This window comes from Salipaludibacillus aurantiacus, from assembly GCF_900111295.1.
Lineage (GTDB): Bacteria > Bacillota > Bacilli > Bacillales > Salisediminibacteriaceae > Salipaludibacillus > Salipaludibacillus aurantiacus.
Genome location: NZ_FOGT01000012.1, coordinates 16,342 through 41,956 on the forward strand (window position 1 = coordinate 16,342; position 25,615 = coordinate 41,956).

21 protein-coding genes and 1 riboswitch are annotated in these 25,615 nt (G+C 42.7%); of the genes, 8 read left to right on the forward strand and 13 right to left on the reverse strand.

Annotated elements, in window-relative coordinates; genetic code table 11:
- Positions 1–108: 108 nt before the first annotated feature.
- Entirely contained in the window at positions 109–1,251 is a 1,143-nt protein-coding gene (locus tag BMW59_RS14380) for a metallophosphoesterase (protein WP_093053633.1), read from the forward strand.
- On the opposite strand, the gene BMW59_RS14385 is transcribed toward BMW59_RS14380, so the two are convergent.
- From BMW59_RS14385 to BMW59_RS14410, 6 genes are all read right to left on the reverse strand, one after another.
- On the reverse strand, positions 1,211–3,394 hold the full coding sequence (locus tag BMW59_RS14385) for a DNA topoisomerase III (protein ID WP_093053636.1): 2,184 nt from the start codon (positions 3,392–3,394) through the stop codon (positions 1,211–1,213). The genes BMW59_RS14380 and BMW59_RS14385 overlap by 41 nt on opposite strands.
- A gap of 508 nt (positions 3,395–3,902) precedes the next feature.
- Positions 3,903–4,763, reverse strand: coding sequence for a CvfB family protein (locus BMW59_RS14390; protein ID WP_093053639.1), 861 nt, complete (start codon positions 4,761–4,763; stop codon positions 3,903–3,905).
- 107 nt (positions 4,764–4,870) lie between these two features.
- A complete protein-coding gene (gene ilvA / locus BMW59_RS14395) occupies positions 4,871–6,139 on the reverse strand; it encodes a threonine ammonia-lyase IlvA (protein WP_425441278.1) in 1,269 nt (422 codons plus the stop codon).
- Positions 6,140–6,237: 98 nt separating this feature from the next.
- Positions 6,238–7,383 carry a Ger(x)C family spore germination protein gene (locus BMW59_RS14400; RefSeq protein WP_177174357.1) on the reverse strand — a complete coding sequence of 382 codons (1,146 nt, stop codon included), beginning with the start codon at positions 7,381–7,383 and terminating at the stop codon, positions 6,238–6,240.
- Between the two features lie 9 nt (positions 7,384–7,392).
- Positions 7,393–8,925 carry a spore germination protein gene (locus BMW59_RS14405; RefSeq protein WP_093053648.1) on the reverse strand — a complete coding sequence of 511 codons (1,533 nt, stop codon included), beginning with the start codon at positions 8,923–8,925 and terminating at the stop codon, positions 7,393–7,395.
- The gene (locus BMW59_RS14410; protein WP_093053651.1) at positions 8,912–10,012 is read right to left on the reverse strand and encodes a GerAB/ArcD/ProY family transporter; all 1,101 of its coding nucleotides are present in this window, start codon (positions 10,010–10,012) and stop codon (positions 8,912–8,914) included. Before BMW59_RS14410 ends, BMW59_RS14405 begins: the two co-directional genes overlap by 14 nt.
- 146 nt (positions 10,013–10,158) lie before the next feature.
- On the opposite strand from BMW59_RS14410, the gene BMW59_RS14415 reads away from it, so the two are divergent.
- Together BMW59_RS14415 and BMW59_RS14420 are read left to right on the forward strand one after the other, a co-directional pair.
- A complete protein-coding gene (locus BMW59_RS14415) occupies positions 10,159–10,815 on the forward strand; it encodes an MtnX-like HAD-IB family phosphatase (RefSeq protein WP_093053654.1) in 657 nt (218 codons plus the stop codon).
- Positions 10,808–11,866, forward strand: coding sequence for an iron-containing alcohol dehydrogenase family protein (locus BMW59_RS14420; protein WP_093053656.1), 1,059 nt, complete (start codon positions 10,808–10,810; stop codon positions 11,864–11,866). Before BMW59_RS14415 ends, BMW59_RS14420 begins: the two co-directional genes overlap by 8 nt.
- A gap of 15 nt (positions 11,867–11,881) precedes the next feature.
- Here the strand turns inward: BMW59_RS14420 and BMW59_RS14425 are convergent, their stop codons facing one another.
- The 4 genes from BMW59_RS14425 to BMW59_RS14440 form a co-directional block, all read right to left on the reverse strand.
- Positions 11,882–12,610: an exonuclease domain-containing protein gene (locus tag BMW59_RS14425; protein ID WP_093053659.1), complete on the reverse strand. Its 729-nt coding sequence runs from the start codon at positions 12,608–12,610 to the stop codon at positions 11,882–11,884.
- The gene (locus BMW59_RS14430; protein WP_093053662.1) at positions 12,607–13,599 is read right to left on the reverse strand and encodes a DUF294 nucleotidyltransferase-like domain-containing protein; all 993 of its coding nucleotides are present in this window, start codon (positions 13,597–13,599) and stop codon (positions 12,607–12,609) included. The genes BMW59_RS14425 and BMW59_RS14430 overlap by 4 nt, the downstream gene beginning before the upstream one ends.
- On the reverse strand, positions 13,599–14,876 hold the full coding sequence (locus BMW59_RS14435; RefSeq protein ID WP_093053665.1) for an ammonium transporter: 1,278 nt from the start codon (positions 14,874–14,876) through the stop codon (positions 13,599–13,601). Before BMW59_RS14435 ends, BMW59_RS14430 begins: the two co-directional genes overlap by 1 nt.
- Before the next feature lie 177 nt (positions 14,877–15,053).
- A complete protein-coding gene (locus BMW59_RS14440; protein WP_245733125.1) occupies positions 15,054–15,983 on the reverse strand; it encodes a DMT family transporter in 930 nt (309 codons plus the stop codon).
- 197 nt (positions 15,984–16,180) lie between these two features.
- Here BMW59_RS14440 and BMW59_RS14445 point away from each other — a divergent pair, with 197 nt between their 5' ends.
- Positions 16,181–17,272 (forward strand): acyltransferase family protein, encoded by a 1,092-nt coding sequence (locus tag BMW59_RS14445; protein ID WP_093053668.1) that lies wholly within the window; start codon positions 16,181–16,183, stop codon positions 17,270–17,272.
- 358 nt (positions 17,273–17,630) lie between these two features.
- Here the strand turns inward: BMW59_RS14445 and BMW59_RS14450 are convergent, their stop codons facing one another.
- Positions 17,631–18,701 (reverse strand): serine hydrolase domain-containing protein, encoded by a 1,071-nt coding sequence (locus BMW59_RS14450; protein ID WP_093053671.1) that lies wholly within the window; start codon positions 18,699–18,701, stop codon positions 17,631–17,633.
- A 193-nt stretch (positions 18,702–18,894) separates the two neighbouring features.
- Positions 18,895–18,971, forward strand: a riboswitch (glycine riboswitch).
- A gap of 90 nt (positions 18,972–19,061) precedes the next feature.
- Between BMW59_RS14450 and BMW59_RS14455 the strand changes: the two genes are divergently transcribed.
- Positions 19,062–19,337: an ACT domain-containing protein gene (locus BMW59_RS14455; RefSeq protein WP_093053674.1), complete on the forward strand. Its 276-nt coding sequence runs from the start codon at positions 19,062–19,064 to the stop codon at positions 19,335–19,337.
- 24 nt (positions 19,338–19,361) lie between these two features.
- The gene (locus tag BMW59_RS14460; RefSeq protein ID WP_093053677.1) at positions 19,362–20,723 is read left to right on the forward strand and encodes a PFL family protein; all 1,362 of its coding nucleotides are present in this window, start codon (positions 19,362–19,364) and stop codon (positions 20,721–20,723) included.
- Positions 20,724–21,143: 420 nt separating this feature from the next.
- On the opposite strand, the gene BMW59_RS14465 is transcribed toward BMW59_RS14460, so the two are convergent.
- On the reverse strand, positions 21,144–21,752 hold the full coding sequence (locus BMW59_RS14465) for a hypothetical protein (protein ID WP_093053680.1): 609 nt from the start codon (positions 21,750–21,752) through the stop codon (positions 21,144–21,146).
- A 597-nt stretch (positions 21,753–22,349) separates the two neighbouring features.
- Here BMW59_RS14465 and proB point away from each other — a divergent pair.
- Both proB and BMW59_RS14475 read left to right on the forward strand, forming a co-directional pair.
- Complete coding sequence (gene proB / locus BMW59_RS14470; protein WP_093053683.1) at positions 22,350–23,441, forward strand: glutamate 5-kinase; 1,092 nt, start codon at positions 22,350–22,352, stop codon at positions 23,439–23,441.
- Positions 23,442–23,464: 23 nt separating this feature from the next.
- On the forward strand, positions 23,465–24,709 hold the full coding sequence (locus BMW59_RS14475; protein ID WP_093053686.1) for a glutamate-5-semialdehyde dehydrogenase: 1,245 nt from the start codon (positions 23,465–23,467) through the stop codon (positions 24,707–24,709).
- A gap of 21 nt (positions 24,710–24,730) precedes the next feature.
- Here BMW59_RS14475 and BMW59_RS14480 read toward each other — a convergent pair whose 3' ends face one another.
- Entirely contained in the window at positions 24,731–25,531 is an 801-nt protein-coding gene (locus tag BMW59_RS14480; RefSeq protein ID WP_093053689.1) for a hypothetical protein, read from the reverse strand.
- Positions 25,532–25,615 lie beyond the last annotated feature (84 nt).

The window sequence follows — 25,615 nt, forward strand, 5'->3', positions numbered from 1 at the left end:
CCAATTCCAATTACCCGTTTTTTTTGTATTCCAATCTACTTAATAATAAAATAGAAAGGACTCTTCATCAATCACTGATAACATAATTTAAACAGAGGTGGATCTGGATTGAATATACGCCTGTTATTAAGCTTAGGTTTTTTTATATTAACTTACACAGCCTTAAATAGCTATATCGGCTGGAATGTATACAAATTTCTTGAAGCGGCCGGGGACTTTAACCGGCCGTGGACACTTGCCATACTGATCGGACTCTTGTCATACACTTATATGTTAGGCTACCGGTTAAAAAGTTTTCCATTGCTTAAAAACATCGGTTCCTGCTGGATGGCCTTTTTCCACTTCGCTATTTTTATCTTTCCTGTTGTAAACCTCGTTGTCTGGCTGCTCGGTTTTGCAGGCCTATCGGGTGAAGGGGTAATTGTTACGGCCGGTTACGCCACATTAATATTATTTTCAGTTTATACAGGAACAGGACTGTTTAATGCTTATATGCCTGCCGTTAAAGAGTACAAACTCACTGTAGACCATCCTCAGGCCCATGACGGCGCTCTGCGTATAGCTGTGGCGTCGGACATGCATTTTGGCGGCCTGTCAGGTAAAAAGCATGCTGAAAGGCTTGTAAGTACCATCAACCGGATGGAGGCGGACCTGATCTTGTTTCCCGGTGATTTAGTTGACGACGACCCTGACTTGTTTAAAGAAAAAAAGATGGACAGGACACTTAAAAAGTTAAACGCCCGTCTCGGCATTTACGCCGTGCTCGGTAATCATGAATATTACGGAGGAAAAATTAATGAGCTGACCAGAATCATGGACGATACAGGGGTAAATATACTGAAAGACGAGATCATTAAATTGGACAGCACCGCTTATATTATCGGGCGTAAAGACAAAACAGACCGGAACCGCCTTCCGGCAGGCGATCTGCTTAATACTGCCGGAAACGATCTCCCAAAGCTTATTATGGACCACCAGCCTGTTGACATCCACTCAATTAAAGAAAACAACGCCGAAATGCTGTTTTGCGGTCACACACACAAGGGACAGATCTTTCCCTATCAGTGGGTTACCAGGAGACTGTTCGACGTCGATTACGGATATAAACAGATAGACCAGCTTCATGTTTTTGTGTCGTCAGGATTCGGATTCTGGGGGCCGCCGGTCAGAATCGGCAGCCGGTCAGAAGTTATGAAAATTGACGTGACTTTTACCGGTTCTCAGAATTATTGTTCTGAAAAGAAAATGTAAGTTTATTTTGGCCGCTTTCCCAGACTAGTGACGCATCAAAGGTTTTTCCATTGTTTTGAAATCCTTTAATAACGTCTGTCTTTCCGTTCTTTAGTAATTTTTTCATTTGGGCACCGCTTATGGGCCGGCTTAAAATTCTTTTAGATACGGTAAACGGACATTTTGAGTTTCGGTAATTGGCGCATCCGTAAAAACTTCCTTTATCAATTACTTTACCGTTGCATTGTGGACAGACACCAAGGCTTTCGGCTTTTCCTTTATACCTTTTGCCTTTTCTTGAAGAGGTAATATCACCCAGAGTTTCAGGATTGAAACTCCACGCGGACGACCGCTGTTTCGCATCTTCTATGATTGAGGAAGACAGGGCTTTCGCCTGCTCTAAAAACCTGTTCATATCTGCCTTCCCCTGCCCAATTTCAGCGAGTCGCTGCTCCCATTTAGCAGTCATTTCAGGGGAAGCAAGAATAGATTCGCCAACGGCCTGGATGAGTGTTTTTCCTTTTTCCGTCGCATACACCTGGTTTTTAGTGACATGAATGTAGCCGCGGTCTTTTAATACACCAATAATCCCTGCCCGTGTCGCTTCGGTGCCGAGTCCTTCTGTCTCTTTCATGACTTTAATTAAATTCTCATCATCAATATGTTTTCCTGCTGTTTTCATAAGAGTGATTAAATCGCCCTCTGTATACCTTTTAGGCGGCTGAGTTTTGCTTTCTTTAGAAAAAGCATCTTTAACAACCCCTGTCTCTCCTTCTGCTAATACAGGCAGGGTTTTCTCTTCACCGCTTGCTTCTTTGGAGGCAGGAATAACTTTTCTCCATCCTTCATCAATTACCTGCTTGCCTTTTGAACGAAAGGCTGCTCTTTCGTCAACAAGGGTGTCGATTGTTGTGTAATTCATTTTGCAAGGATGATGATGGGCCGCAATCAGCCGTTCTGCAATCATACGGTAAATATTTTTCTCTTCAGCCGGCAAGGTGTCAGGTGAGACAACCTGTTCAGTAGGTATGATGGCATAATGGTCTTTCACTTTTTTGTCGTTGACGTATCTTTTAGAAGATTGGAGTGATGAGACCGGTACAGGAAAAAACGGCTTAAATTCGGCCATTCCTGAAAATTTATCCAGAAGACCGGGAAACATCGCCGCTTCTTCTTTTGTTACGAAGCTGGAGTCCGTTCTCGGGTAGGAAATGTACCCTTTCACATAAAGTTTTTGGGCAATATCCAGTGTTTTCTTTGGTGAATATTTAAATCGTTTATTAGCAGCCGCCTGTAAGGCAGATAAATTAAATAAATAAGGGGGATGAATCTCTTTTTCTTTTGTATGGACCCCAGTCACTCTGGCACGTTTTCCTTTACAGAAACGAGCGATTTTATCAGCTGTTTCAGGTGTATCCAGCCGCGTTTCCCCTTCTTTATGCCAAATCCCTTCATATAATTTCCCTTCTACTGAAAAAACAGCTTTCACTTCCCAGAAAGGTTCTGGTTTGAATATCTCAATTTCCTTTTCTCTTTTAACAATTAATGCGAGCGTCGGTGTCTGTACTCTTCCTGTAGAGAAAACATCTTGTGCTCCTTTTTGCTGTAGAAGGAGAGTGTAGGCTCTTGATGCGTTCATTCCTACCAGCCAGTCAGCGTATGCTCTGCTGATTGCTTCGTGGAATAGCGGCCTTGTGTCTTCTTCATTCTTTAACTGTTCGAACCCCTTTGTAACGGCTTTGGGCGTAAGTGATGAGATCCAGAGCCTCTTTAAAGGTTTTTTATTATGCGCCTGCTGCAGGACGAGGCGCACAATCGCTTCCCCTTCCCGCCCTGCATCCCCGGCAATAATCACCTCAGAAATTTCAGGACGGTGGACAAATTCTTTTATGACTTTGAAAGCTTTCCATTTGGTTTTACTTACACGGTATTTAAACTCAGGAGGCACGATCGGCAGGGTTTCGAGCTGCCACTTTTTCCATTTTTGAGTATATTCCTCCGGGGGTACGAGCTCACAAAGGTGGCCTACCGCCCACGTAACGGCCGCCCCTTCCGGAAAAAGCGGGCATGACTTTATTGAGATATACTCTTTTTTTCTGCTCGAAGGAAAAGGCGCAGCAAGTTTCGCTGCCTGATCAGGCTTCTCAGCGATGATTAACTTCATGAATTATCACCTGTTTCTAGTTTTGTGGTATGTAAACTTTTGGAGGAAACTGGAGAGGAATAAGGGGAACGTACGTTTTATTTTAGCACAGCCAGGCCGGGAAAAGAAAGGAAAAAAAGGTGTAAAAAAACTAAAAATAACAGATCGTTAAATAGCTTCTTTGATTGAAGAATCTAAATGAAAAGACTTAATGGATTAAGTACCTCCTCAAAATTCAATTTAACTTACTTTTTATGAATCATACAGTACAAGCAACGCGTACTATAAAATAAATGCTTTTGTGAACGAAGGTGAGGACACCCAGAGGATAAGCGACGTCTGAAAATCCAATTCAACGAAGCTCAAGGCTGAGTTGAATTTAGCTGAAGACAAGCTCCTGGGAAAGAGTCCGCCTCGCGGACTGAAATTACTGTTTTTTTAGAGTTAGTCTCTTTAAATACAAAATTTAAATCCGAAGAAAAATACTCTCCGGATCTAAATGGTTGCTATTCTTTTTGTAACAGCTTCTTCAATCTTCCTGCTCTTTCACCAGATACGTGTATCCATCGTTCTGGGTCACTTTTTTCTCTTTTAACAGTTTTCCCATCGCCCGTTTAAAGGCTGCTTTGCTAAGGTTTAAATAATCCCTGATATCCTCGGGAGAAGATTTGTCTGTCAAAGGAATTTTCCCGCCGTTTTCTTTTATACGGGTCAAAAGGAATTCGGCATCCTCATCGCGGCTCTCTAATATAAGCGGTCTGAGGGAGATGTTAAGTGTGCCATCCTCTTTGACCGCAATAACTCTTCCTTTCACCCACTGGCCCAGCCGGGGCTCCTCTTTTCTTTCTGAATGATGGATAAACCCTCTGTAACCTTCTTCTGTAATAATGAAGGAACCAATTTTAGCCGCTTTGTACACATGCCCGCCTGCCGGCTGATTCATAAGCTCTTTCGGAGCCCGGTCTCTTTCCTGATCGATAATTTCTTCTGTGACCGGTTTAGCCGTCAGCTTTCCCCTTCGGTCGTGGTCAAGGCGCACAAAAAGATGGTCTCCCCGCTTCGGCCATACTGACGTATGAAGCGGCAAATCATCTTTTGACACGAGCACGTCTTTTGGAAGGCCGATATGGATAAACACACCAAGCCTGTCAACCACATCTGCCACTTCCACCCAGCCGTATGAATTAAGGCTCACGTCGGGAAGAGTTGAGGAGGCAGTTAACTGGCCTTTTTTATCCTCGTAAAGAAACACAGTTACTTTATCACCGGAATTCAGCGCATCGGAACCTCTTTCTTTTGGGAGACGCACGTCATTTTCCAGAATATAAGCTGTTTTCGCATCTTTTTTTACGGTTAAATCAACGATCGTTCCAGGTTTTAATTGGCTCATATTCATCCTACCTGCTTTCCTGATATAGTCATTAACACTTTTCCCATTTTAAACGATATAGAGACATTAAAAAAGAGGAAAGCCGAGCTCTCCTCTTTTTGTGCCGATTAAATCAGCAAATTAAACAGATTCTGATCCTTATTTATTTCAATATAAGAAAAACCGTTCTTTTCCATCCGCTCAGTGAGGGAATAATAGTCTTCTTTATTTTTCAGCTCTATCCCCACAAGGACAGGCCCTTTATCCCTGTTATTTTTCTTTGTATATTCAAACCGGGTAATGTCATCCGTTTCACCGAGCACTTCAGCCATAAACTGGCGCAGTGCCCCGGCCCGCTGCGGAAAGTTAACGATAAAATAGTGTTTAAAGCCGTCATAGATTAACGACCTTTCTTTAATTTCCTGCATCCTGTCGATATCATTATTACCACCGCTCACAATGCAGACGACCGTTTTTCCTTTAATCTCTTCCCGGTAGTTATCCAGTGCAGAAACAGGGAGCGCACCGGCAGGTTCAGAAACTATCGCGTTTTCATTATACAGGTTAAGCATGGTTGAACATACTTTGCCTTCAGGGATGACAGCTATATCATCAATCACGTCTTTTGCCACTTCAAAAGTAATGTCGCCCACTTTTTTGACTGCAGCTCCGTCAACAAATTTATCAATTTTATCAAGGGAAACGACTTCCCCTTGATCTAACGACGCTTTCATCCCCGGGGCTCCCTCAGGCTCTACCCCGATTACTTTTGTTTTGGAACTGATATTTTTAATATAAGAGCCGACACCGGAAATGAGCCCTCCGCCGCCAACGCTCATAAAAATATGCGAGATCGGCTCATCAATCGCTTCAAGGATTTCCATGCCGACTGTTCCCTGGCCTGCAATTGTCCGCAGATCATCGAACGGGTGAATAAACGTCATCTCATTGATTTCGCAGTATGCCATCGCTTCTTTAAAGGAATCATCAAATGTGTCACCCGTGAGAACTACTTCTACAAACGGCTCTCCGAAAAATTTAACACGCGAGACTTTTTGCCGGGGCGTGGTGCTAGGCATAAAAATTCTTCCCCTCACACCAAGCGCTTTGCATGAGTATGCCACGCCCTGGGCATGGTTACCTGCGCTGGCGCACACGACGCCGTTTTGAAGCTCTTTTTCCGATAAGCTTTGCATCAAATTGTACGCCCCGCGCAGTTTAAATGAGCGCACCACCTGAAGATCTTCGCGCTTTAAGTACACGTTCGCTTCATATTTTTCAGAAAGGATCGGATCCTTTTGCAAAGGAGTGTTCACCACAATGTCCTTTAACACCTGATGAGCAATTAAAATATCTTTTACCTGTACGGTCTGTTTCATTGTTTTCTCCATCTCCATAACCCTTTCTACGTTCAGAATATTAAAACTAATCGTAACATAATCTGACGGAAGAGAAAACAATGTTTTTACTGGGTTTTAAATAATATTGTCTGTTATCAGTAATGCCTGTCCGTTAGCGCAGGGAAAAGTTTATTTTTTCCGCTGTGCTGGATATCAACATTTACCTGCACTTCTCTGAGACTCTCTTTTGTTAACTCAAGAGCGCCATCTGTCGTATGCGCATGCCACGTGTCGGGGTCTTTTTTATAAAGTTCATTATTAAGGTGGTAAATATCCCCTTCTATTTCTAACGCTTTTTCATACGTCAGGCGGATTTCTTTTTCAATGACTTTGGCCGTTTCCTTATGAAGAAACTCTTCAGAAACCTCCTGATCCAATTCGATTACCCCGCCGCCTGCATCCACTTCTATATCAAAAAAGATGTCCTCCCCCTCAACGTGGGGAGTAATTTTATGAACAGGATTTTTCATCATAATAACAGCAGCAGGCTTCCCCTCTTTAGAGACAATTACAGGGGTTCTCTGTGTATCGTCCTGCAACCACCTGAGCCCTACCATATCGAGGTTTTCAAGTGTTCCTTTATAATCTTCTCCGTAAATGACTGTAGCACCTTGAATTCTGAGGGTCGTTTCAGTTTCTGCCTGTGTATGCCAATTTTTCTCTACAGCGACAGACGGAATGTTTGCAGATTTACCCGGTTCATTAATATTAAGCAGAAAACGGTGCTTTCTTATTGGTGCCACATAAGAGCTCTGAGAATAACTGTCCCTCGGGTCACCCAGCTTTCCAAGTATAGGAGAAGCATCAAGAAAAGGGTACACTTCCAGCACACTGGACACATCATCCAGCGTAGAAAAAACCCATGGGGTATGGCGGATTTCACTAAACCTGAGAAAATCGTCGAGCAATTCGCTCAACCCGTTTTCAATAGCACTTTCCGAAAAAACGACAGCCGCCAAATGCCCCCAGTATATTCTCTGGGGGGTGGTCTTGTATAAGTTGTGAATAGCGGTTACCGGCGTTCTTCCCCTTCCGATTCCGACGATTGTCTCCTCTTCCTCCTGGCTCTCTATTTCTTTAGCTATAGTCGCAAAGTTCAACACTTGCAGGTGAATAAGAAATTCTCCGTCCTCATAATCCAGTCCTACGGCGTGAACATAATACATTCTCTCCAGTTCGTTGGCATTCAGACAGCCAGTCAGCAAGATGAGCAGCAGAAAACTGATCCAGATTTTTTTCATTCGTTTCATCTACTTCCTTGTATTGTCTTTTGTATTCATAAAGTCCGGGCGGAACCCTTTGTCTCTCCAGGATGACCGGAATATATTATCAAATACATCCCTGATGGAGCTGACAGGCGAAAAAGGCGCTAAATAAGGAAGTCCGTAAGACCTTATGTTCGCTACATAATATAGTATAAAAAACGCTGAGATTAAAAATCCGAACAAACCAAGAAGAGAGGATACAGCTACGACTAATAATCTTAATAAGCTGAACACACCGATCATAGACTGATTGACCAATGTAAACGTGGCAACAAGCGAAGTGGCAATTATAACTATGATCCCGGGGTTAGTGAGCCCTGCTCTAATGGCCGCGTCCCCGATAATCAGCCCTCCCACAACAGTGAGGGTCTGCCCGATCGCAAGCGGAAGCCTGGCTCCCGCTTCTCTGAATAACTCAAACAACCCCAGCATCACAAACGCTTCGATAGCCGTCGGCAGAGGCACCCCTCTTCTGGCGCTGGCAAGAGTAGCCAGTAAAAGTACCGGAATCTGATCTTGATGGTAAGTCGTGACAGCAACCCAGAACCCGGGCAGAAAAATCGCCAGAGACAGGCCCACCACCCTAAGAAGACGTTCAAAACTGCTGTACAAAGGAATTAACTCCGAATCTTCCGCACTTTTAAGCAATAAAAAGATATTGACCGGGCCAATAAGTACAATCGGACTGCCGTCCAAAAGGAGAAGAAACCGCCCTCTGAGAAGGGCATTTGCTGTGAAATCAGGTCTTCCGGTGTACTCAAGGCTTGGAAGTAAACTCATCTTATTCTGCCTAAGCATTTCAGTTAACTGGTTAGAATTCAACAGCCCGTCTATTTTTAAGTTAGCTAGTCTGGATTTTATATCCGAAAGGACATCAGGATTAATAATATCTTCCATATACATGAGTCCGACGCTCGTGTTCGTTCGTTCCCCCACTTTATACTCTTCATATTTTAATGATTCAGAAGGGATCCGTTTTCTAAGAAGAGCTGAATTAACTTTAATATTTTCCACGAAACCGTCTCTTGGCCCCAACACAGACACTTCTGTATTTGTTTCTTCAGGATCCCGACCGGGTATTTTCGAAATATCGACAGACAGAGTTAATTGGGCAGTTACAAAATAAAGTACAAGGGAGCCACGGAATACTTTCAGTGATAAATCTTTTCTCTTTATTATTTCCTCTGTAGAAGAAAGCCTTAAATCTTCGATTAACCTTTCTTTATGATAATCCTCTGCAGACCGGAAAAAAGTATCCAGTCTGGGCACCACTTCATCATCAATCAATTGAGTGTCAACCAAACCTTGTGAGAAAAAAAACAGAACGGTCTCTTTCAGGCCATCAGACTTATCAAACGACATTCCCTGGACAGTGACATCGCCGCACCCCCTGAATACTTCCCTGATCGTTTCTTCTGTAATCGTTTCTTCTGTCCTGCTTTCACCGGTTGATTCACTGGAGGGAGCCTGACTTATTTTTTTCTGGTTGTTTTGTAATATCCAGTTAAGCAGTCTCATGGGCTTTCCCTCCCTTCTGTTGTTTAGGAATAAATGAAATAATAACCAGCACAATCGTGATTAAAGCAAAATAAATCACTACGCCGGGAAAAAATAAACCTCTCATAAAATCTAAATACTGCATATCATTTTCAGGAAGTTCGCTTAAAATTAGAATAATAATGTAAAGAGACGTCATCATTACAATTTTGGCTTTTTGGTTTTTTATCGGGATCATTTGTGTAATTAAATACATAAGAAACGAGACTCTGATAAACGTCCCGGAGATCCACTGGTAGATGGCCAGAAAATCAACAGATTCTATAAAACGGCCTAACGTGATTAATGCCCACTGTTCATAGGCAGGAAAGCGCAGCCTTGCAGCTTCGTCTGTTCCGAACTCCGCTATCCCTGCAGTGTACGGACCGATCGTAAGCATGGCCAGAACTAAAGTTAACAAAACCAGCTGCCAATATTTAAGCGGATTTTTTATTCTGTGATTAATAAACAGGATAACGACGAGTTCACTGAAAGCCGAGGCCGGATAAATCATCCCAAGAAAAACACGGGGATACCCGTGCTCCAGTACAGGAAGGATAAGAGAATAATCCTTATTGGGAATATTGGCAGCCGCAACAAATAGGCCAAGTAAAACAATAAAGGGTAAAAGAACACCTGCCAGAATGGCAATCGTCCTTAAGCTGCTGAGACTTGTAAACAGACACAGTAAAGCTAACGCTCCAATAATAACCAGTTCAGGAGTGAGAGGAAGGTAAGTAATCCGGGTCCACTGCCCAACTTCAATAAGAGTCGTGGCGGACAGAAGCACTAAAACAGCCGCGGCTGAAAAACGGATGATGACAGATACAGCTTTGCCTGCTCTTTCTTCAAGCCAGACATTAAGGGAAGTTCCGTCCATTTTCTTTAAGACGTACCAAATAAGCACCAGCCAGACAGTATGTAACAAAAATGCAAACAATACAGACAGCCATCCGTCTCTCCCTGCTGTTTCGTATAGCTGAGGTAGAACAGTAACATGGCTTCTTAATCCGATACCAGTTATTAAAATAATGATTAAATATAACCTCGTAATTTTATCCCGGTCCATCCTTCTGCCTCCTTTCACCTCACTTAACTGGTATTCTTGCCTGTAAAGGGGAAAATTATCAAAAATTCTCAATTAAGCTTTTCAGGTGATTCTTTCTCGGGTATGCTGACGTTACAGATAAAATAATTAATCCGGAGGATATGCAAATGACAAAATGGGCTTTTATCTCAGACTTTGACGGCACGATATCTAAAAAAGACTTTTACTGGATTATTATTGAGAAGTATTATCCGGAAGGGAAGGATCTTTTCCGGCGCTGGAAAGACGGGGAATTGAAAGATATCGAGTTTCTTTCACAAGTATTCTCTTCGATCCATCAGGACGAAGAACAGACGCTCAAAGACATTCACGATATTCCTATTGACGAACATGCGGTACCTTTCATTAATAAAGTCCAGGAAAACGGTGCGGACTTTTATATTTTAAGCGCCGGGACGGACTTTTATATAAATGAGATTCTTTCAAAGTACGGAGTGGCTGACGTCCGCGTCTTTTCGAATAAAGGCTATTTTAAAGAAAAGAATGTGTTTATGGATATTGATCCTGGAGAGTGGCATTATTCTGAGCGTTACGGTATCGATAAATCACTCGTGCTGAGGCGGATTAAGGAAGACTATGATTTTGTGTTTTACTACGGGGACAGCGAGCCTGATTCCCACCCCGCTGAATTTGCAGACATCACTTTTGCAAAAGACGTGCTTATAAGGATATTAAGAGAAAAAAATATTCCTTGTATTCCTGTGAGGGATTTTAAAGATGTTGAGCGGTATTTGAAGGAAGAGGGCTGGTTAACCGATGGCTAAACAAGGTATGAGCATACCAATTCCTGATATTTTGGAAATCGATCATGGCGCCTTAATGAACCTTGAAACGATTTTATTAAGACATGACTTTCGTAAAGTCGCCATTTTATTTGATGAGTACAGTTCAAAAAACTATGAGCCGTCAATCATCGGTGCCCTCACGGATATTCATGCCGATACGTTTACGTTTGGTCTGTCGTCTGATATTCATAATCTGGTTACCCGCGCCTTCGAGATGGAAAGATACGATGCGGTGCTTGCCATGGGCGGCGGTTCCATCATAGATTTCGGGAAATATATCGCTTTTTCCAGGCGCAGCCCGTTTATCAGCATCCCTCTTTCTCCCTCTAATGATGGCTTTGCGAGCAGCAACTGCTCGCTCGAAGTAAACGGTAAAAAAACGACCGTTCCGGCCCAGGTGCCATTTGGAATCATTGCGGACTTAACTATTATAGAAAAGTCTCCGGAACCGTTCATCCTGGCAGGCACGGGGGACTTAATGTCCAACATTACTGCCCTCTATGACTGGGGATTTGAAGAAGCACACGGGTACAGTCAGGTCAATGCTTTTTCAGCGATGCTGAGCAAAAAAGCGGTAAACAGCTTTATACGGACTCCGATGACCGATTTAAAGCAGCCGGTCTTTCTAAAAGAGCTGGTCAGTTCGTTAACGATGGGCGGGGTCTCAACTGTCATCAGCGGGAACAGTGCGCCAATAAGCGGTTCGGAGCATATGATCTCCCATGCGCTTGATAAAACATCGCGAGAGCCGCAGATGCACGGTCTGCAGGTCGGCGTATGCACTTATTTAATGGCTCTTGTCCATGAACACCGGGTGGAAAGAATGGTTAAAGTATTCAGCCGGACCGGTTTTTTCGACTACGTAAAAGAACTTCCTTTCAGCCGGAAGGAGTTTAAGCGTGCGATTGAAATGGCTCCGTCTATCAAACCGAAGCGTTATACTTACCTTCATGAAAAAAAATACCGCGATAAAGCTTGCGACTTACTGGAAACCAATCAGTTGCTGAAAGAAATCATTAAAAACCCGTGACTCAAGTCACGGGTTTTATCGCACACTAGCCAAGTGGCTGTATACATCTTTCAGGCATGAGAAACCTTGTTTTTCCACTTTAGGGATACACTGCGACCAGATTTTTGCAGCCATCACCGCATCATGATAGGCATGGTGACGATTCGTTAAATCGATCCCGTAATGAGTACAGCATTCCTCCAAGGTTGTTAACTTTTCCATGGGCTTGATCAATTTAGTTAAAAAAGACGTGTCAAGTATGCGGTGTTCGAAGCGTGTTTTAAATAAGGACCACATCATATGCTGCATAAACTTTGCTTCATGACCCGCGTGGTGTGCGACTAGCGTATCTTTTCCTGCGAAATGAAAGAAGGCATGGAGCACTTCTTCAGGAGACGGGGCTTTAATTAATTCTTCGTGTGAAAGATGCGTAATCTTTTGAACCTCATCTGACGGAGGCTGCTCAGTTTTAATGAGCGAATAAAAGGTTTCATGTTCCAGCACGTGAGTTCCTCTTACCTTTAGTGCCCCTATAGATAAAACGGTATCCCCTTTTTGCGGATAAAACCCGGTAGTTTCTATATCGAAGACAGTGACGGGCAGGTCTGAAAAAGGGATAGATAGATGGTCTTTTTGTTTGAGAGCTTTTTGCAGCCTCCTAATATAAGCTATTTTGGCCGGATCTCTCTCGCTCAATCCGTCAGTATACCTGTTTTGTGTCATCATGCCTGACAGCTGTTTTATCCACGATCCCATCGTATTCATTTGCGATGCCTTCTTTTTAACGCCGCCGTTACGTCTTTCATAAAAGCAGTCCCTTCTTTCATCCAGAGCTTGATTTCTCTTTTTTCCTCTTTAGAAAGTTCAGTTTGGTCTATTAAATGGATAAGGCTGTACCCTTTTGAAAGGTCTGCTTTTCTCATGCGGTAATTAAGCATTTTTTCAACTAATGGCTGCACAGATTTAAACTGCTCTAAATGTGCCGGAAGACACTGCAGGCGTGAAATCGTTGACGTTTCCAACCGCTGTTCTGAAAAGGCTAATAACCTGGCTCCGTTTACAAAGGGAAAGAGCACAGTTTCTTTAAAATCCAGCAGCCCTTTCTCTTTTCCCGCTTGCCTGGGTAAAATGTTACCGAGCATCCCCACTCCTTTTTTTATATACTGCACATTATCCGTTAACCTTGTTATTAGACCAGGATTAGCAGAGAGGCTCTTAAACAAGTGCTGCTTTAACGTATGAAGCGGCTCCGGATCGCCGAAGAGCACTCTGGCGTCAAAGAAGATAGATACATGTCTTAAACTATCCCAGTCTTCCTCGTCAAGCCAATCAGAAATCTGCCTTTTCCAACCATCTTCAGAACGATTCCACACCGGATTATCCGACATGACTTTCCCTTCACATTTTTCATAGCCGCAAAGCGCTAATCCATGGACAATTTCTTCGCCTAATTCTAGAAAATAAGACTGATGGTTTCCAGAACTGCTAAAAACGATCCCGTGGTCCTGGTCGCTCAAGTATAACTGTTCGCTCCTTCCGCCACTCCCCATGACAAAGAAAGCAAAGTGAGCAGGGGCTTTTCCCCGCTCACTTTCCTGCCGCTTAACCGCAAGCTTAACGACAGCGCACATGATCTCGTCATGAAACTCGTTTAACAGCTGATGGCTGAAACGGTATTTAAGAATATTTTCGTCTTTCCAACGTTTAATATCTTTATAGGACATCACCGTATCATCTATAATTGAAATAGCCATTACGCACTCGGCTTTTCTTTCTGGTCCTCTATGTTACGAATGTCTTCCGGATAACCGTAACTTCCGTGTTCACTCAGATCCAGGCCAATGATTTCTTCTTCTTCAGTGACACGGATGCCGCCCATGACTTTATCCATTACTTTTAAAATGATAAAGGCCGCCGCAAAAGCGTAAACCCCTGATACAGTGACCCCGATAAATTGAACCCCCAATTGAGTGAAACCTCCGCCGTAAAAGAGTCCGGCTGAGCCTCCATTCATCTCTGCCAAAGCAGTTGTAGCAAAAAAGCCGGTTGATAACGTCCCCCAGATACCCGCCACACCATGAACTGATAAAGCAAATATCGGATCATCTATTTTGGCTCTGTCAAAGAACACCATGCTGAAGTGGACAATAAATCCGGCGATAAGTCCTATAATAACTGCAGCCCACGGTGCAACAAAAGCAGTAGACGCTGTAATGGCTACCAGTCCGGCTAATGCCCCGTTTAACATGGTTGGAACATCTGCTTTCCCAGTCACCAGTGACACGATCAGCATAGCAGCAACTGCCCCTGCTGCAGCTGCAAGCTGGGTTGTTAAGGCCACATAACCGAAGAATGCTCCGTCAACCTCAAGCGTGCTTCCACCGTTAAAACCAAACCAGCCGACCCATAAGATTAATACGCCTAAAGCAGTGTACACCTGGTTATGCCCGGCTAAATCATTGGAAGAACCGTCTTTATTGTATTTGCCGATACGTGGTTTTAAAATAATGGTCGCAGCAAGTGCAGCCATCGCACCGGTCAAATGAACGACCGTTGAACCGGCGAAGTCCTGTTTCCCAAGCCCTGCAAGCCATCCGTCTCCCCAAATCCAGTGAGCGACAACAGGATAAATAAAAGCTGAAAATAAAATGGCAAATATGATATAAGCTGATAATTTCGCTCTTTCGGCAAATCCGCCAAATGCAATCGTTAAAGCAATAGCAGCAAAGGCAAGCTGGAACATAAAATCAACCGAACCTGCAAGGCCGTCTACTACAGAATTAAAATCGCCGTAAAAGAAATCAGATAAACCTATAAATGCATTCCCTTCCCCATATATAAACCCGTAACCTACTGCCCAGAACACAAGCGATGCTATCCCTACTGTAAATATCGTTTTTCCAGCTATGTGTCCGGCATTCTTCATTCTTGTCGATCCTGCTTCAAGAAGAATGAATCCGCCTTGCATCAGCAAGACTAAAGCGAAACACACAATAATCCACACATTATTCATTAAAAAAATCTCATCCATCTTTACTCACTCTCCTTGAAATTATTTAGTGTCAGTTTATTTCCCAACTGATCATAAACCTCAGTATACAGACAGAAAATTCTGAAACAACCAACTTGTCAGATAATATGACGCACTAATTTTTGAAAGCGGTTTCCAAAAAACGTAAAAAAACAGGCGGTTTCTGCCGCCTGCTTACTAGTTAACTTTTGATTTAAGGTAAGTCTTTCTTTTTCTGTTCAGCCATACCTGCTCAATATAGCCGGTTCCTAACAGAACCCCTGCCACTATAAAAATAAAACCTGCCAGCTGAGTGACATAAACCGCTTCTCCAAGCAGGAAAAACGAACCGATCAAGGCGAAGAATGGTACAAAGTTATTAAATATAGCCGTCTGTCCGGCTCCAATATTCTGAATCGCTGCATTAAACAAAATATGCCCCAGCCCTGTTGCAAGAATGGCTGACGATAAGAAGACAATCCAGACCAAATGATCAGAAATCACCATATTGTCAGCACTTCCCGGCTCAATTATAAAACTTATAACAATAAGGCTTACAGATCCGATCAGCAGCATCATTCCGGTCATTTGTTTTGATGAAAGCGTCGCTGTCGCTTTTTTAATGATGATAAATGAAACAGCTTGTGACAGCATTGACAGAAAGACAAACAGATCTCCAGGAGATATTCCGCCCATGCCCTGCCCCGGGTTAATTACGACAAAAGATACTCCTGTAAAACCGGAAACAATACCGATAAACCTCAGTTTTGTCAATTGATCCCCAAGAAATATGATCGCAAAAACAGCTGTAGTTAATGGAATAAGACCAAGGATAAGTGAAGCGTTTGAGGCTGTGGTGTCAACTAAGCCTACAGCGAGTAATGAGTGGTGGCCAATCTGGCCGAAAAGTGCTGCTAAAGAGGTTAGCCCCCACTCTTTTTTTGTTAATTTCCTCAAATCTTTTAAAAAATATAAAACGGCCAGCGCGCAAATACCGGCTATACCGATTCTTGTCCCCTGCATCATAATGGGCGGAAGATGTTCGACTAAAAATTTGACAGCAACGACATTCAATCCCCATATGACCATTACCATCATCAGCAGTAAATATGTAGTGATACGATTCAAATGTGTCCCTTCTCTCGTTAAATTGTCTATGAATTAAATCAATGAGATGATCGTATCACACTTTTACAAAGTGTTGTTAGTTTTAACTGTCGATTTTAGTTAATGATCATGATAAAATTTTTATCTGAATCATATCCATGTGTTAAATGGTACCGGCATCTAAATTATAAATCTCCTACAGAAACAGGTGGAGTGTAATGATTAAAGAAATTTTCATATTAAGGAGTATAGGCTGCTTAGGAATTGTGCTGTTGCACAGTATCCATATAGCCCTTACCACCGTTCCTATAAGAGAAATGGGAGAACTTGCGGCGATTACGTTTGATTCGGTGCAGATGATTTTATATTATGGGACGCCGATGTTTATTTTTATATCTGAATTTCTCATATCCTATTCCTACAGGAACAGGGAGCTGCCTGATAATTTCCTGAGGAAAAGATTCAAATTTATTATGATCCCTTTTATAATTATGGCTGTTTTCTACTCCCTTCCTTACATACTGGAAGGGCCGAACAGCTGGTTTATAAAAGTATCTATGAACCTGCTTATAGGCGATTACCACGGTTACTTTATATTAATTATTTTTCAGTTTTATATCTTCCACCTGCTGTTCCATTCTTATTTAAAAAAGGCGTCGCCAAAAATTCTGCTTCCGGCTGCCTTTCTCATAAACATGGCTTACTTAACGACTTTTAACTTTACGGAACCGCCCGCTGCCCTGCCTTATTCAACTTACATCTGGGAAAGGTTTTACTGGGTCCCTTTATTCGGCTGGATTTTTTACTTTATGTTAGGTTATTATTCAGGTTTATATTATGAATCATTTATGAGGGCTTTAAAAAAATACCGTTATATGATCGTAGCCGGCCCCCTATTAACAAGTATTTTATTATTATATTTCTATCACTCAGGTTTTCTGACTGTCCACAGCTCAAAAAGGACCGATATTATTATTCATACAGCAGTGTTCAGTCTGTTTTTATTTTACGTGACGTCCCACTTGAAATACCCGCCGAAAGTACTTGAATTCATCAGCCGATACTCTTTCGGTATTTATCTGCTGCATTATTTTTACATTTTCCTGGCAGATTTTATTTTCAGGCAGTACCCTCTTGATATAGGCGTCACTTATATTCTTTTGCTGTTCATTTTCAGCCTGTTAAGTTCAATAGGCACGGTCTTTTTATTAAATAAATGGAAACATGGTTATCTCCTTATAGGGAAAATAGGCGCTCCTTATGTACCTCCCGCTTCTGCCGGGAACGACCATAAAAGCACCTCATTATAAAGAGCTGAGGACGGGACAAAAGAATAGTAACCATAAAGAAAGCCGAAGAAATATCATTTTACGATATTTCTCCGGCTTTTCGCTTTGTACCTGAAAGATAAGTTCATAAATGTACTCGGATGGAAAAGACCTCATGCAGGCGTCCAGTTTGCCCATCATCCCTTTTACTTTTTTGATTAAAGGACAGAAGGTGGCGACGCCTAAGGGATTAAGCGCTATCTGAAGATCCAATTCAATGAAGCTTCAGGCTTCGTTGAATTTAGCTGAAGACAAGGCTTTGGGCAAGCGTCCGCCTGGCGGACTCAAATCACTGGTTATATGCTTAGTAAGGCATTGACAGCTGGCGAGGGGCCGAAGTTTAACTTGACCGTTTAGCATCGATAATCAGCTGCAGAAGCTGAAGCCTCTGCAAATCATTAACACTGCTGCGCGTAAAGTTAAATGTGAAACGGTTTGAATCAACCCTGTGCACAAAAACTAAATCAAGCTCAGGTATAACATCGATTGACTGACCATAGCGGCCGACAGCAGAGTACATGCCAAGGTCGCTGAAAGGCGGTTCAGTAGCTACCCACCATAAATAGCCATAATCAAATATATTATTTGAAGGGACGCCTGCATGGGCCGAGGTGCTGTTTTTCACCCAGTCTTCAGGAACGATCTGTCTGCCTTCCCATTTCCCTTCCTGAAGATATAACTGGCCGAACCTGGCAAAATCCCTTGCTGACATTCTGAATAAATATGACGGGTGCCGCGACCGCCGATTTTCGTAAGAATAATGAGTATGGCTCATCTCAAAGTCTTCCATCCCGATTGGTTCCGCTATTTTTTCTTTAAAATCTTCAAAAAGATCCCGTTCAGTTTGTTCGTTATAGATTGTCCCCAGCACATTAAAATCCCAGTTGTTGTAATAATAAAATTCGCCAGGTAAATTAGCTCCCCTGTTCGGCCTGGCTCTTCTCATCCCCCACGACTCCTCCCCGGCAGGCAGATAAACCCCTGAAGTTGAAGTCATTAAATGAGAGAACTGAGCCTGTTTCTCTATGGCATTTAAAGGAGGATGATCATCAATATTATAATCCTCTAACGTATGATTAAGGTGAAAGGTGCCGTTGTTTTCCCGTTCAATTCCTATCAAAGCGCTCAGGAAGCTTTTCCTTACAGAATGAGCGTTTGTGCTTTTGGTGGTATCCCCCCAGGAAAATAATACTTTTCCCTGGTATATGGCCATGGCGGCTGTAGAGTTGATCGATTCATAATACCTTCTCGCCTGTTCAAGGGCTTCCGGATTCCATCCTGCTTCTTCTATGTCTTGATGATACTCCCACGTCGTCGTTTTGTCCGATTCTATGGAAAAATATACATATATGAACATCCCAATAAGAAGGATTATAATTATAATTAAACCTGTAATGACTTTATTAAACAAGACGGATCATCCTTTTGTTTTCTTCCGGTCAGCACTAATATAACATGCTTATACCCCCGATCACCATGTTCTTAACTTCAAGGGGTATGTTATGTTTTTCACAAAAACATTGACTCTCTGCTTAAAAACTGTTAGGATTTCGTTATTCATAAAACATATACCGGCAATGAGGGTTATGGGTCACACTATAGCTGGAGCCACTTCTGGAGAGTCCGTCTACTGCGGCGCCGAAGGATTCACAATCTCAGGCAAAAGGACAGGAGCGCACATCACATAGGCAAGATGTGTACACCTTTACTTTTTACGAGATTGGAGCTTCTATCCAATCTTTTTTTAATATTCAGAACAGAGGTGAACGAAATGGAGCAAAAAAGAGCAATAGTCAGTGTTGTAGGAAAGGATCAAGTCGGAATTATCGCTAAAGTCACTGCCATCTTAGCCGATAATCAGATGAATGTGCTCGATATCAGCCAGACGATCCTTCAGGATTTCTTTACGATGATGATGCTGGTTGATGTATCAGAAGCTGAAAATCTTGATAAACTGCAAAAAGAATTCGATCAGGTCAGTGAAGAGATGGGATTAAAAATAAATATACAGCTCGAAGATATTTTCCAATCTATGCACCGGATTTAATCAGGTTATAAGGAGAGAATGAGTATGAACATAGCATTTGCGGAAATACAGGAAACCATCCGTATGGTTCAGATGGAAAGCCTGGATATACGTACGGTTACAATGGGAATCAGCCTCAAAGATTGTATCGATGCAGATTTTGATCAAATGAACGAAAAAGTATTTGATAAAATTACCGGCTATGCCGGACAGTTAACAAGTGTGGCAGAAAAAGTGGAAAAAGAATACGGCATTCCTATTATTAACAAACGTATTTCTATCACCCCTGCTGCTGAACTGCTCGGCAACGCTACGAAAGAGCAGGCCGTTCAGCTTGCTGTCACTCTTGATAAAGCCGCCCGCACTCTTGGAGTGGATTTTATCGGAGGCTATTCAGCACTTGTGCATAAAGGCATTACTAAAGGGGAACAAACGCTCCTTGATGCTCTGCCTGAAGCGTTAAGCAAAACAGAACGCGTTTGCGGTTCGGTGTCTGTGGCAACGACCCGGACAGGTATTAATATGGACGCCGTCAAACAGATGGGCGAGATTATTAAAGAAGCTTCCAATCTTACGAAAGAACAGGATGGATTAGCCTGCGCAAAATTAGTTGTTTTCTGTAACCCTGTAGAAGATAACCCGTTTATGGCCGGAGCTTTTCACGGAACAGGCGAAGGCGAAGCTGTTATTAATGTAGGGGTAAGCGGCCCGGGGGTCGTTTTAAACGCTCTTAAAAAATATCCTGACGCAGATCTTGGCGAAGTCTCGGACGTGATTAAGAAAACGGCCTTTAAGATCACCCGTGCCGGGGAATTAATCGGTAGAGTTGTAGCCGACAGATTGAATATCCCTTTCGGCATTATGGATTTATCTCTCGCTCCTACTAATGCGATGAATGACAGTGTGGCTGAGATCCTTGAAGAAATTGGCCTTGAGCGTGTAGGAACTCACGGTACCATTGCTGCCCTCGCACTTATGAATGACGCCGTGAAAAAAGGCGGCGCTATGGCCAGTTCCTATGTGGGGGGACTGAGCGGAGCGTTTATTCCGGTCAGTGAAGATAACGGAATGATTAAAGGGATTGAAGATAAGGCATTGACCCTCCCTAAACTAGAAGCTATGACATGTGTCTGCTCGGTCGGATTGGACATGATTGCTCTTTCAGGAGACGCCTCGCCTTCGTCACTTTCCGGATTGATTGCTGATGAAATGGCCATCGGCATGATTAACAAAAAAACCACAGCCGTGCGCGTTATTCCTGTCCCCGGTAAAAAAGAGGGAGACATGGTGGAATTCGGCGGACTGCTTGGACGGGCGCCAGTGATGGGAATCAATCCATACAGTTCAGACAAGTTTATTTCAAGAGGCGGGCGTGTCCCTGCCCCGCTCCAGGCCCTGATTAATTAATCATTTCAGAAAGCCTGCAAAATTGAATCACAGGGCGAGCCGCCAAGCCTCCTCACGGAAAAGCATCCTGCAGGTCTTGGCTGGCCCGTTTCAAGTAGGCTGGGACAAAAGAATAGTAATCATAAAGAAAGCCGAACAAATCTTATGATTTTTGTTCGGTTTTTCGCTTTTGTACTTAATTTAACTCTGATCAATAGTAATTGCAGTGATTTCAGTCCGCCAGGCGGACGCTTGCCCAGGGGCTTGCCTTTAGCTAAATTCAACTCAGCTTGGAGCTTCGTTGAATTGGATCTTCAGACGGTACTTACTCCCTGGGTCGCCGCCTTCTGTCCTTCATTCAAAAAGCACCACAACTTCTGCTTCAATCCCTTTCGCTTTTGAAACTGGTTTCCCAAGGTGACTTCCGGAAGGCTTTATTTTTTATCCGCTGATTTCTCTCCGTTCTAAAATGTCGCCCCCATTATCCTTTACCCGCTCGTAAATTTTTTCCCGGTACCTTAGAAACTCATCAGTCCCTTCTATTATTACCTCATCACCTGTTTTGAAAATGAAAATATATTGAAATGTCAGCCGTCCCCCATTATTTATGCTGACTGGCTCAATTGCTGAGATATCGTCCCAGGAATACACCGTTTCATTAATAGATGAAAGACTATTATAATGAAGGCCAGTGTTATCAAAATAATAGTAATGATTTAAACCTACCAGCACCATTGGCAGAGATAATAAAGCTGCCGCGAGAAAGATCCCCCCTGCCTTAAAGCTGCTGTTTTTCTTATAAAGCATATGCCGGACAATGAAATAAGCTGCTGCTAAAGCAGGCAGTAAAATCATCGCTCCCATAACTGTATGAAACGCGCGCCTCGGTGCAGTAAATAACCAGTGATCATATGAAAAATGAAGAATTTCCTGAACGAATTGAATTAATACCACGGGGGCGAAAAAGGACAATGTAAGTAAAATGGCACTGCTGACGATTATTATTTTATCAATGTCGTCCTGATCAGCCTTTTTAATTCTCAGTTTCATGCTCTCCCCTCTTTCATTTTAAATATTTAAAAATGAATTTTATCAGTTAACTCTTTTGCCCATTCAGAAGAATTACCTCTATCTTTTCTCTTTAATAAATTACCTACAGTTTATTACGCACTTATTTTAGAAAAGTTTCATAATCCGGATAATCATGGAATTCTTTTCAATTTATGAATAAAACTTATAATACAGGCATTATATATATAAAGCGTTTAAATAAAAAACTATTGACATCTCCGGTATATTATCAGATAATTGTAAAAACTTATTGGAGTTTATATATGAATGAAACAGATGCTTCTATGAGATTAGTAAATAATACGGTGCTCTCAGAGAATGGAATCCGCCGGCTGAAAGATTCCTTAGCAACCATTATTGAACCTGCTCATATTTAGGGAAGCACGTATGCTCACGATACGAGTCATTAAGTGGACACATCGTGTCAATGAAGGTGGTACCGCGGATCCAATGTCTCCGTCCTTTAATAATTAAAGGGCGGGGGCATTTTCATTTCCTTTAACTATGGTGCACTAAAGTAAAAAAGCAACACTGTATTAAATTATTCATTATCCCGTCTCGAAAGGATGATCACTCATGCCGAAAAAAAGACTGGTTATTAAGATTGGAAGCAGTTCTCTAACAGAAAAAAACGGTGAGTTGTCTTATGACAGTATCAGCCAGTACGCAAAAGCGGCAGCCGCGTTAAAAAATGATGGACACGAGGTGATTTTAATTTCGTCCGGAGCCGTTGCAGCAGGATTTACGAAGATGGGCTATCCTGTGCGTCCAGTTACGACAGCCGGAAAACAGGCCGCAGCCGCTGTCGGACAGAATCTTCTCATGCAGGCCTATGCTGAGGCATTTTCGCACCACGGCCTTGTAACTGCCCAGCTTCTCCTCACCAGGCAGGATTTTATGCAGGAAGAGCACTATAAGAATGCTTATAACACGATGGATGAGCTCATCAAACGCGGCGTAATTCCTGTTATTAATGAAAATGATTCTACAGCTGTGGAAGAGCTTACTTTTGGTGATAACGATATGCTGTCAGCTCTTGTGAGCGGCTGCCTCCACGCTGATCAGTTAATTATTCTCACGGATATCGATGGAATTTATAAGGAAAACCCGAACACGAATCCAGGCGCAGAAAAATATAATTCTCTCTCAGGTGTGCCGGATGAAGTGATTAAACAAGCTGAAGGCAGTTCCAGTAAAGTCGGGACCGGAGGAATGAAATCCAAGCTTGAAGCAGCCCGTACTGCTCACACCATGGGCGTCCCTGTATTTATAGGAAAAGCGCAGAAAGAAAAACAGCTGGTTAACATTATATCCGGTGATGGATCAGGCACTTACCTCTCTCCTCCTGGCAGTAAAATGATGAAAAACACAAAACAATGGATCGCTTTTCACTCTCTGGCCAAGGGAAAAATTTATATTGACCAGGGCGCCGAGGCTGCCGTTTTAACAAAAGGAAAAAGTATTCTGCCCGTTGGAATTACGTCTGTGGAGGGCGCCTTTAATTCCAGGGATGTGGTGGACGTTTATAATTTGCAGGGCCGTTTAATCGGCAGAGGAAAAATAAATTTTGACGCAGATAAATTAAAAGAACTAATTAATAGAAGAAACAGGCTAAACGGAAAACGCTGTGAAGCCATTCACCGTGATCAGTGGATTTCAGTGGAATGAAATAAACGAAAGGAGAAATGAACATGAATGAAGTAGTAAGTAAAGCAGAAATCGCAAGAAGGCATTCTCTTACGCTGGCGGGTGTTACGACAACAGAAAAAAACGAGGCATTGCTCCTGATAGCTGCCAAACTGGAAGAATACAGCGGCGTCATCTTAGATGCCAACCGTAAAGATGTGACGGCTGCGCAGAACAAAAGCGTTTCAAAAGCTTTGATCGACCGGCTGACTTTAACGGAAGACCGGATCACCGGCATGGTTGACTCCATCCGTCTCTTAACAGATCTTGAAGACCCTTCAGGAAAAACGTTATCGGAATCAAGACGGCCAAACGGCCTTCTTATTAAAAAGACAGCTGTTCCAATTGGAGTGATTGGGATGATTTACGAAGCCCGGCCGAATGTAACGATTGACGCGGCTACTTTAGCACTTAAAACCGGTAATGCCATCTTATTAAGAGGAAGCAGCTCGACCATCCATTCTAATAAAGCAATCCTTTCCCTTATTCATGACGCTTTATCGGAATCCTCGCTTCCGCCTGAAGCTGTCCAGCTGATTGAGGACCCGGACCGGGAGCTTCTGAAAAGTTTATACAATGCTAAAGGGCTGGTTGATGTGTTAATACCTCGCGGCGGAAAAGAGCTTATTGATACTGTCGTTGAAAATTCACGTGTTCCTGTGCTTGAAACCGGCGCTGGCAACTGCCACGTATATATTGACGCAGAGGCAAACCCGGAGATGGCAATATCAATCGTGGTTAATTCTAAAACTCAGCGGCCGTCAGTATGTAACGCGTGTGAAACGGTCATTATCCATGAAGATTGGGCGCAAAAACATCTCGGAAATTTAATTGAGGCTTTGCAAGAAAAACACGTAGTAATCAGGGGGGATGAACAAGCTGCAGCCATCCAGCCGGGTATTCAGGCAGCTTCCCAAACAGACTGGGAAGAAGAGTTCCTTGATTTAATTGTTGCTGTAAAAATCGTTCCTTCGCTTGACGACGCTATAAAACACATTGAGCTATTCGGCACTAAACATTCAGAAGCGATCGTTTCAGAGAGCAGCGGGAATGTTGAGAAGTTTTTTACACTTGTCGATGCGTCAGTTGTTTACCACAACGCTTCCACCCGGTTTACAGATGGGTTTGAATTTGGTTTTGGAGCAGAAATCGGAATCAGCACCCAGAAACTTCACGCCCGGGGGCCAATGGGACTTGAGGCGTTGACCACTGTGAAATACCAAGTATACGGGACAGGCCAAATAAAGTAATGTGTTAGGGATTTCCGGCATTTAAGATTCCCAGCGGTCTGAATGCCGGATTGATTTATGTTTAAATGTAGAAACCGGCGGAACGGAGTGTATTTCCGTAAATATATCTTCCACGAAATAGAATGTTCCGTAAGAATATTTTTTCCTTAAAAGGGGTTTAAATGGCTCTTCAGCATTCGTTTGCATGACTTCGTATTCTTCGCCGTCCTCCAGAAGGACTGAAGCTCCTTCCGGCAATGGAACGAGTAAGTTTTCCAGAAAAGGGAGAAGATAGCCGGCATGTTTTTTTATCCAGTAGAGGCACATCTCATAGAAAGCCAGCGGCTGAATGGAACCGCTCCAGTATGTTTTATTGAGCCAGAAAGCGATCTGTTCGCACACCCGAACAAATATATGGTGAGGTACTTCCCCGTATAATTCAGTATGCGACCGTCTAAATATTTCCAAATATTTATAATTAACTTCTTTTATATAATCCAGCCCGACGACATACTCCCACTTTTTTTCCCTGAAATGCGCCTTCGCCGGGTAATAATTTCTTTTAATTTCGTTTAAGTTAAGCCCTTTTTCTTCAACGAAAGTGAAAGTCCTTAAAAACCCGTTAAGGTTGCTGATCACCGGATAAACCATCAAAAGCCCCTCTTCCCCTGTGCTTCTGTAAAGGAAATATGACTGTTTCAGAGAGGTTAAGTTTTTTAAATGTTCCGGCGTAATAATAGTCCCCTTTTTAAGAAGGAGGCGATCAAAACGGTCAAAAATATCATCTTTCAATTCCAATCCTATATATAATTCATTAATGGATATGAGTGAGTCCTTCACCATTTTCCTCCTCTCCTCCCTCCTTGTGTCTTCATCATCCACCGGAACAGCTAATTTCAGTATAAAAGATTTTTGAAGAACGATCAT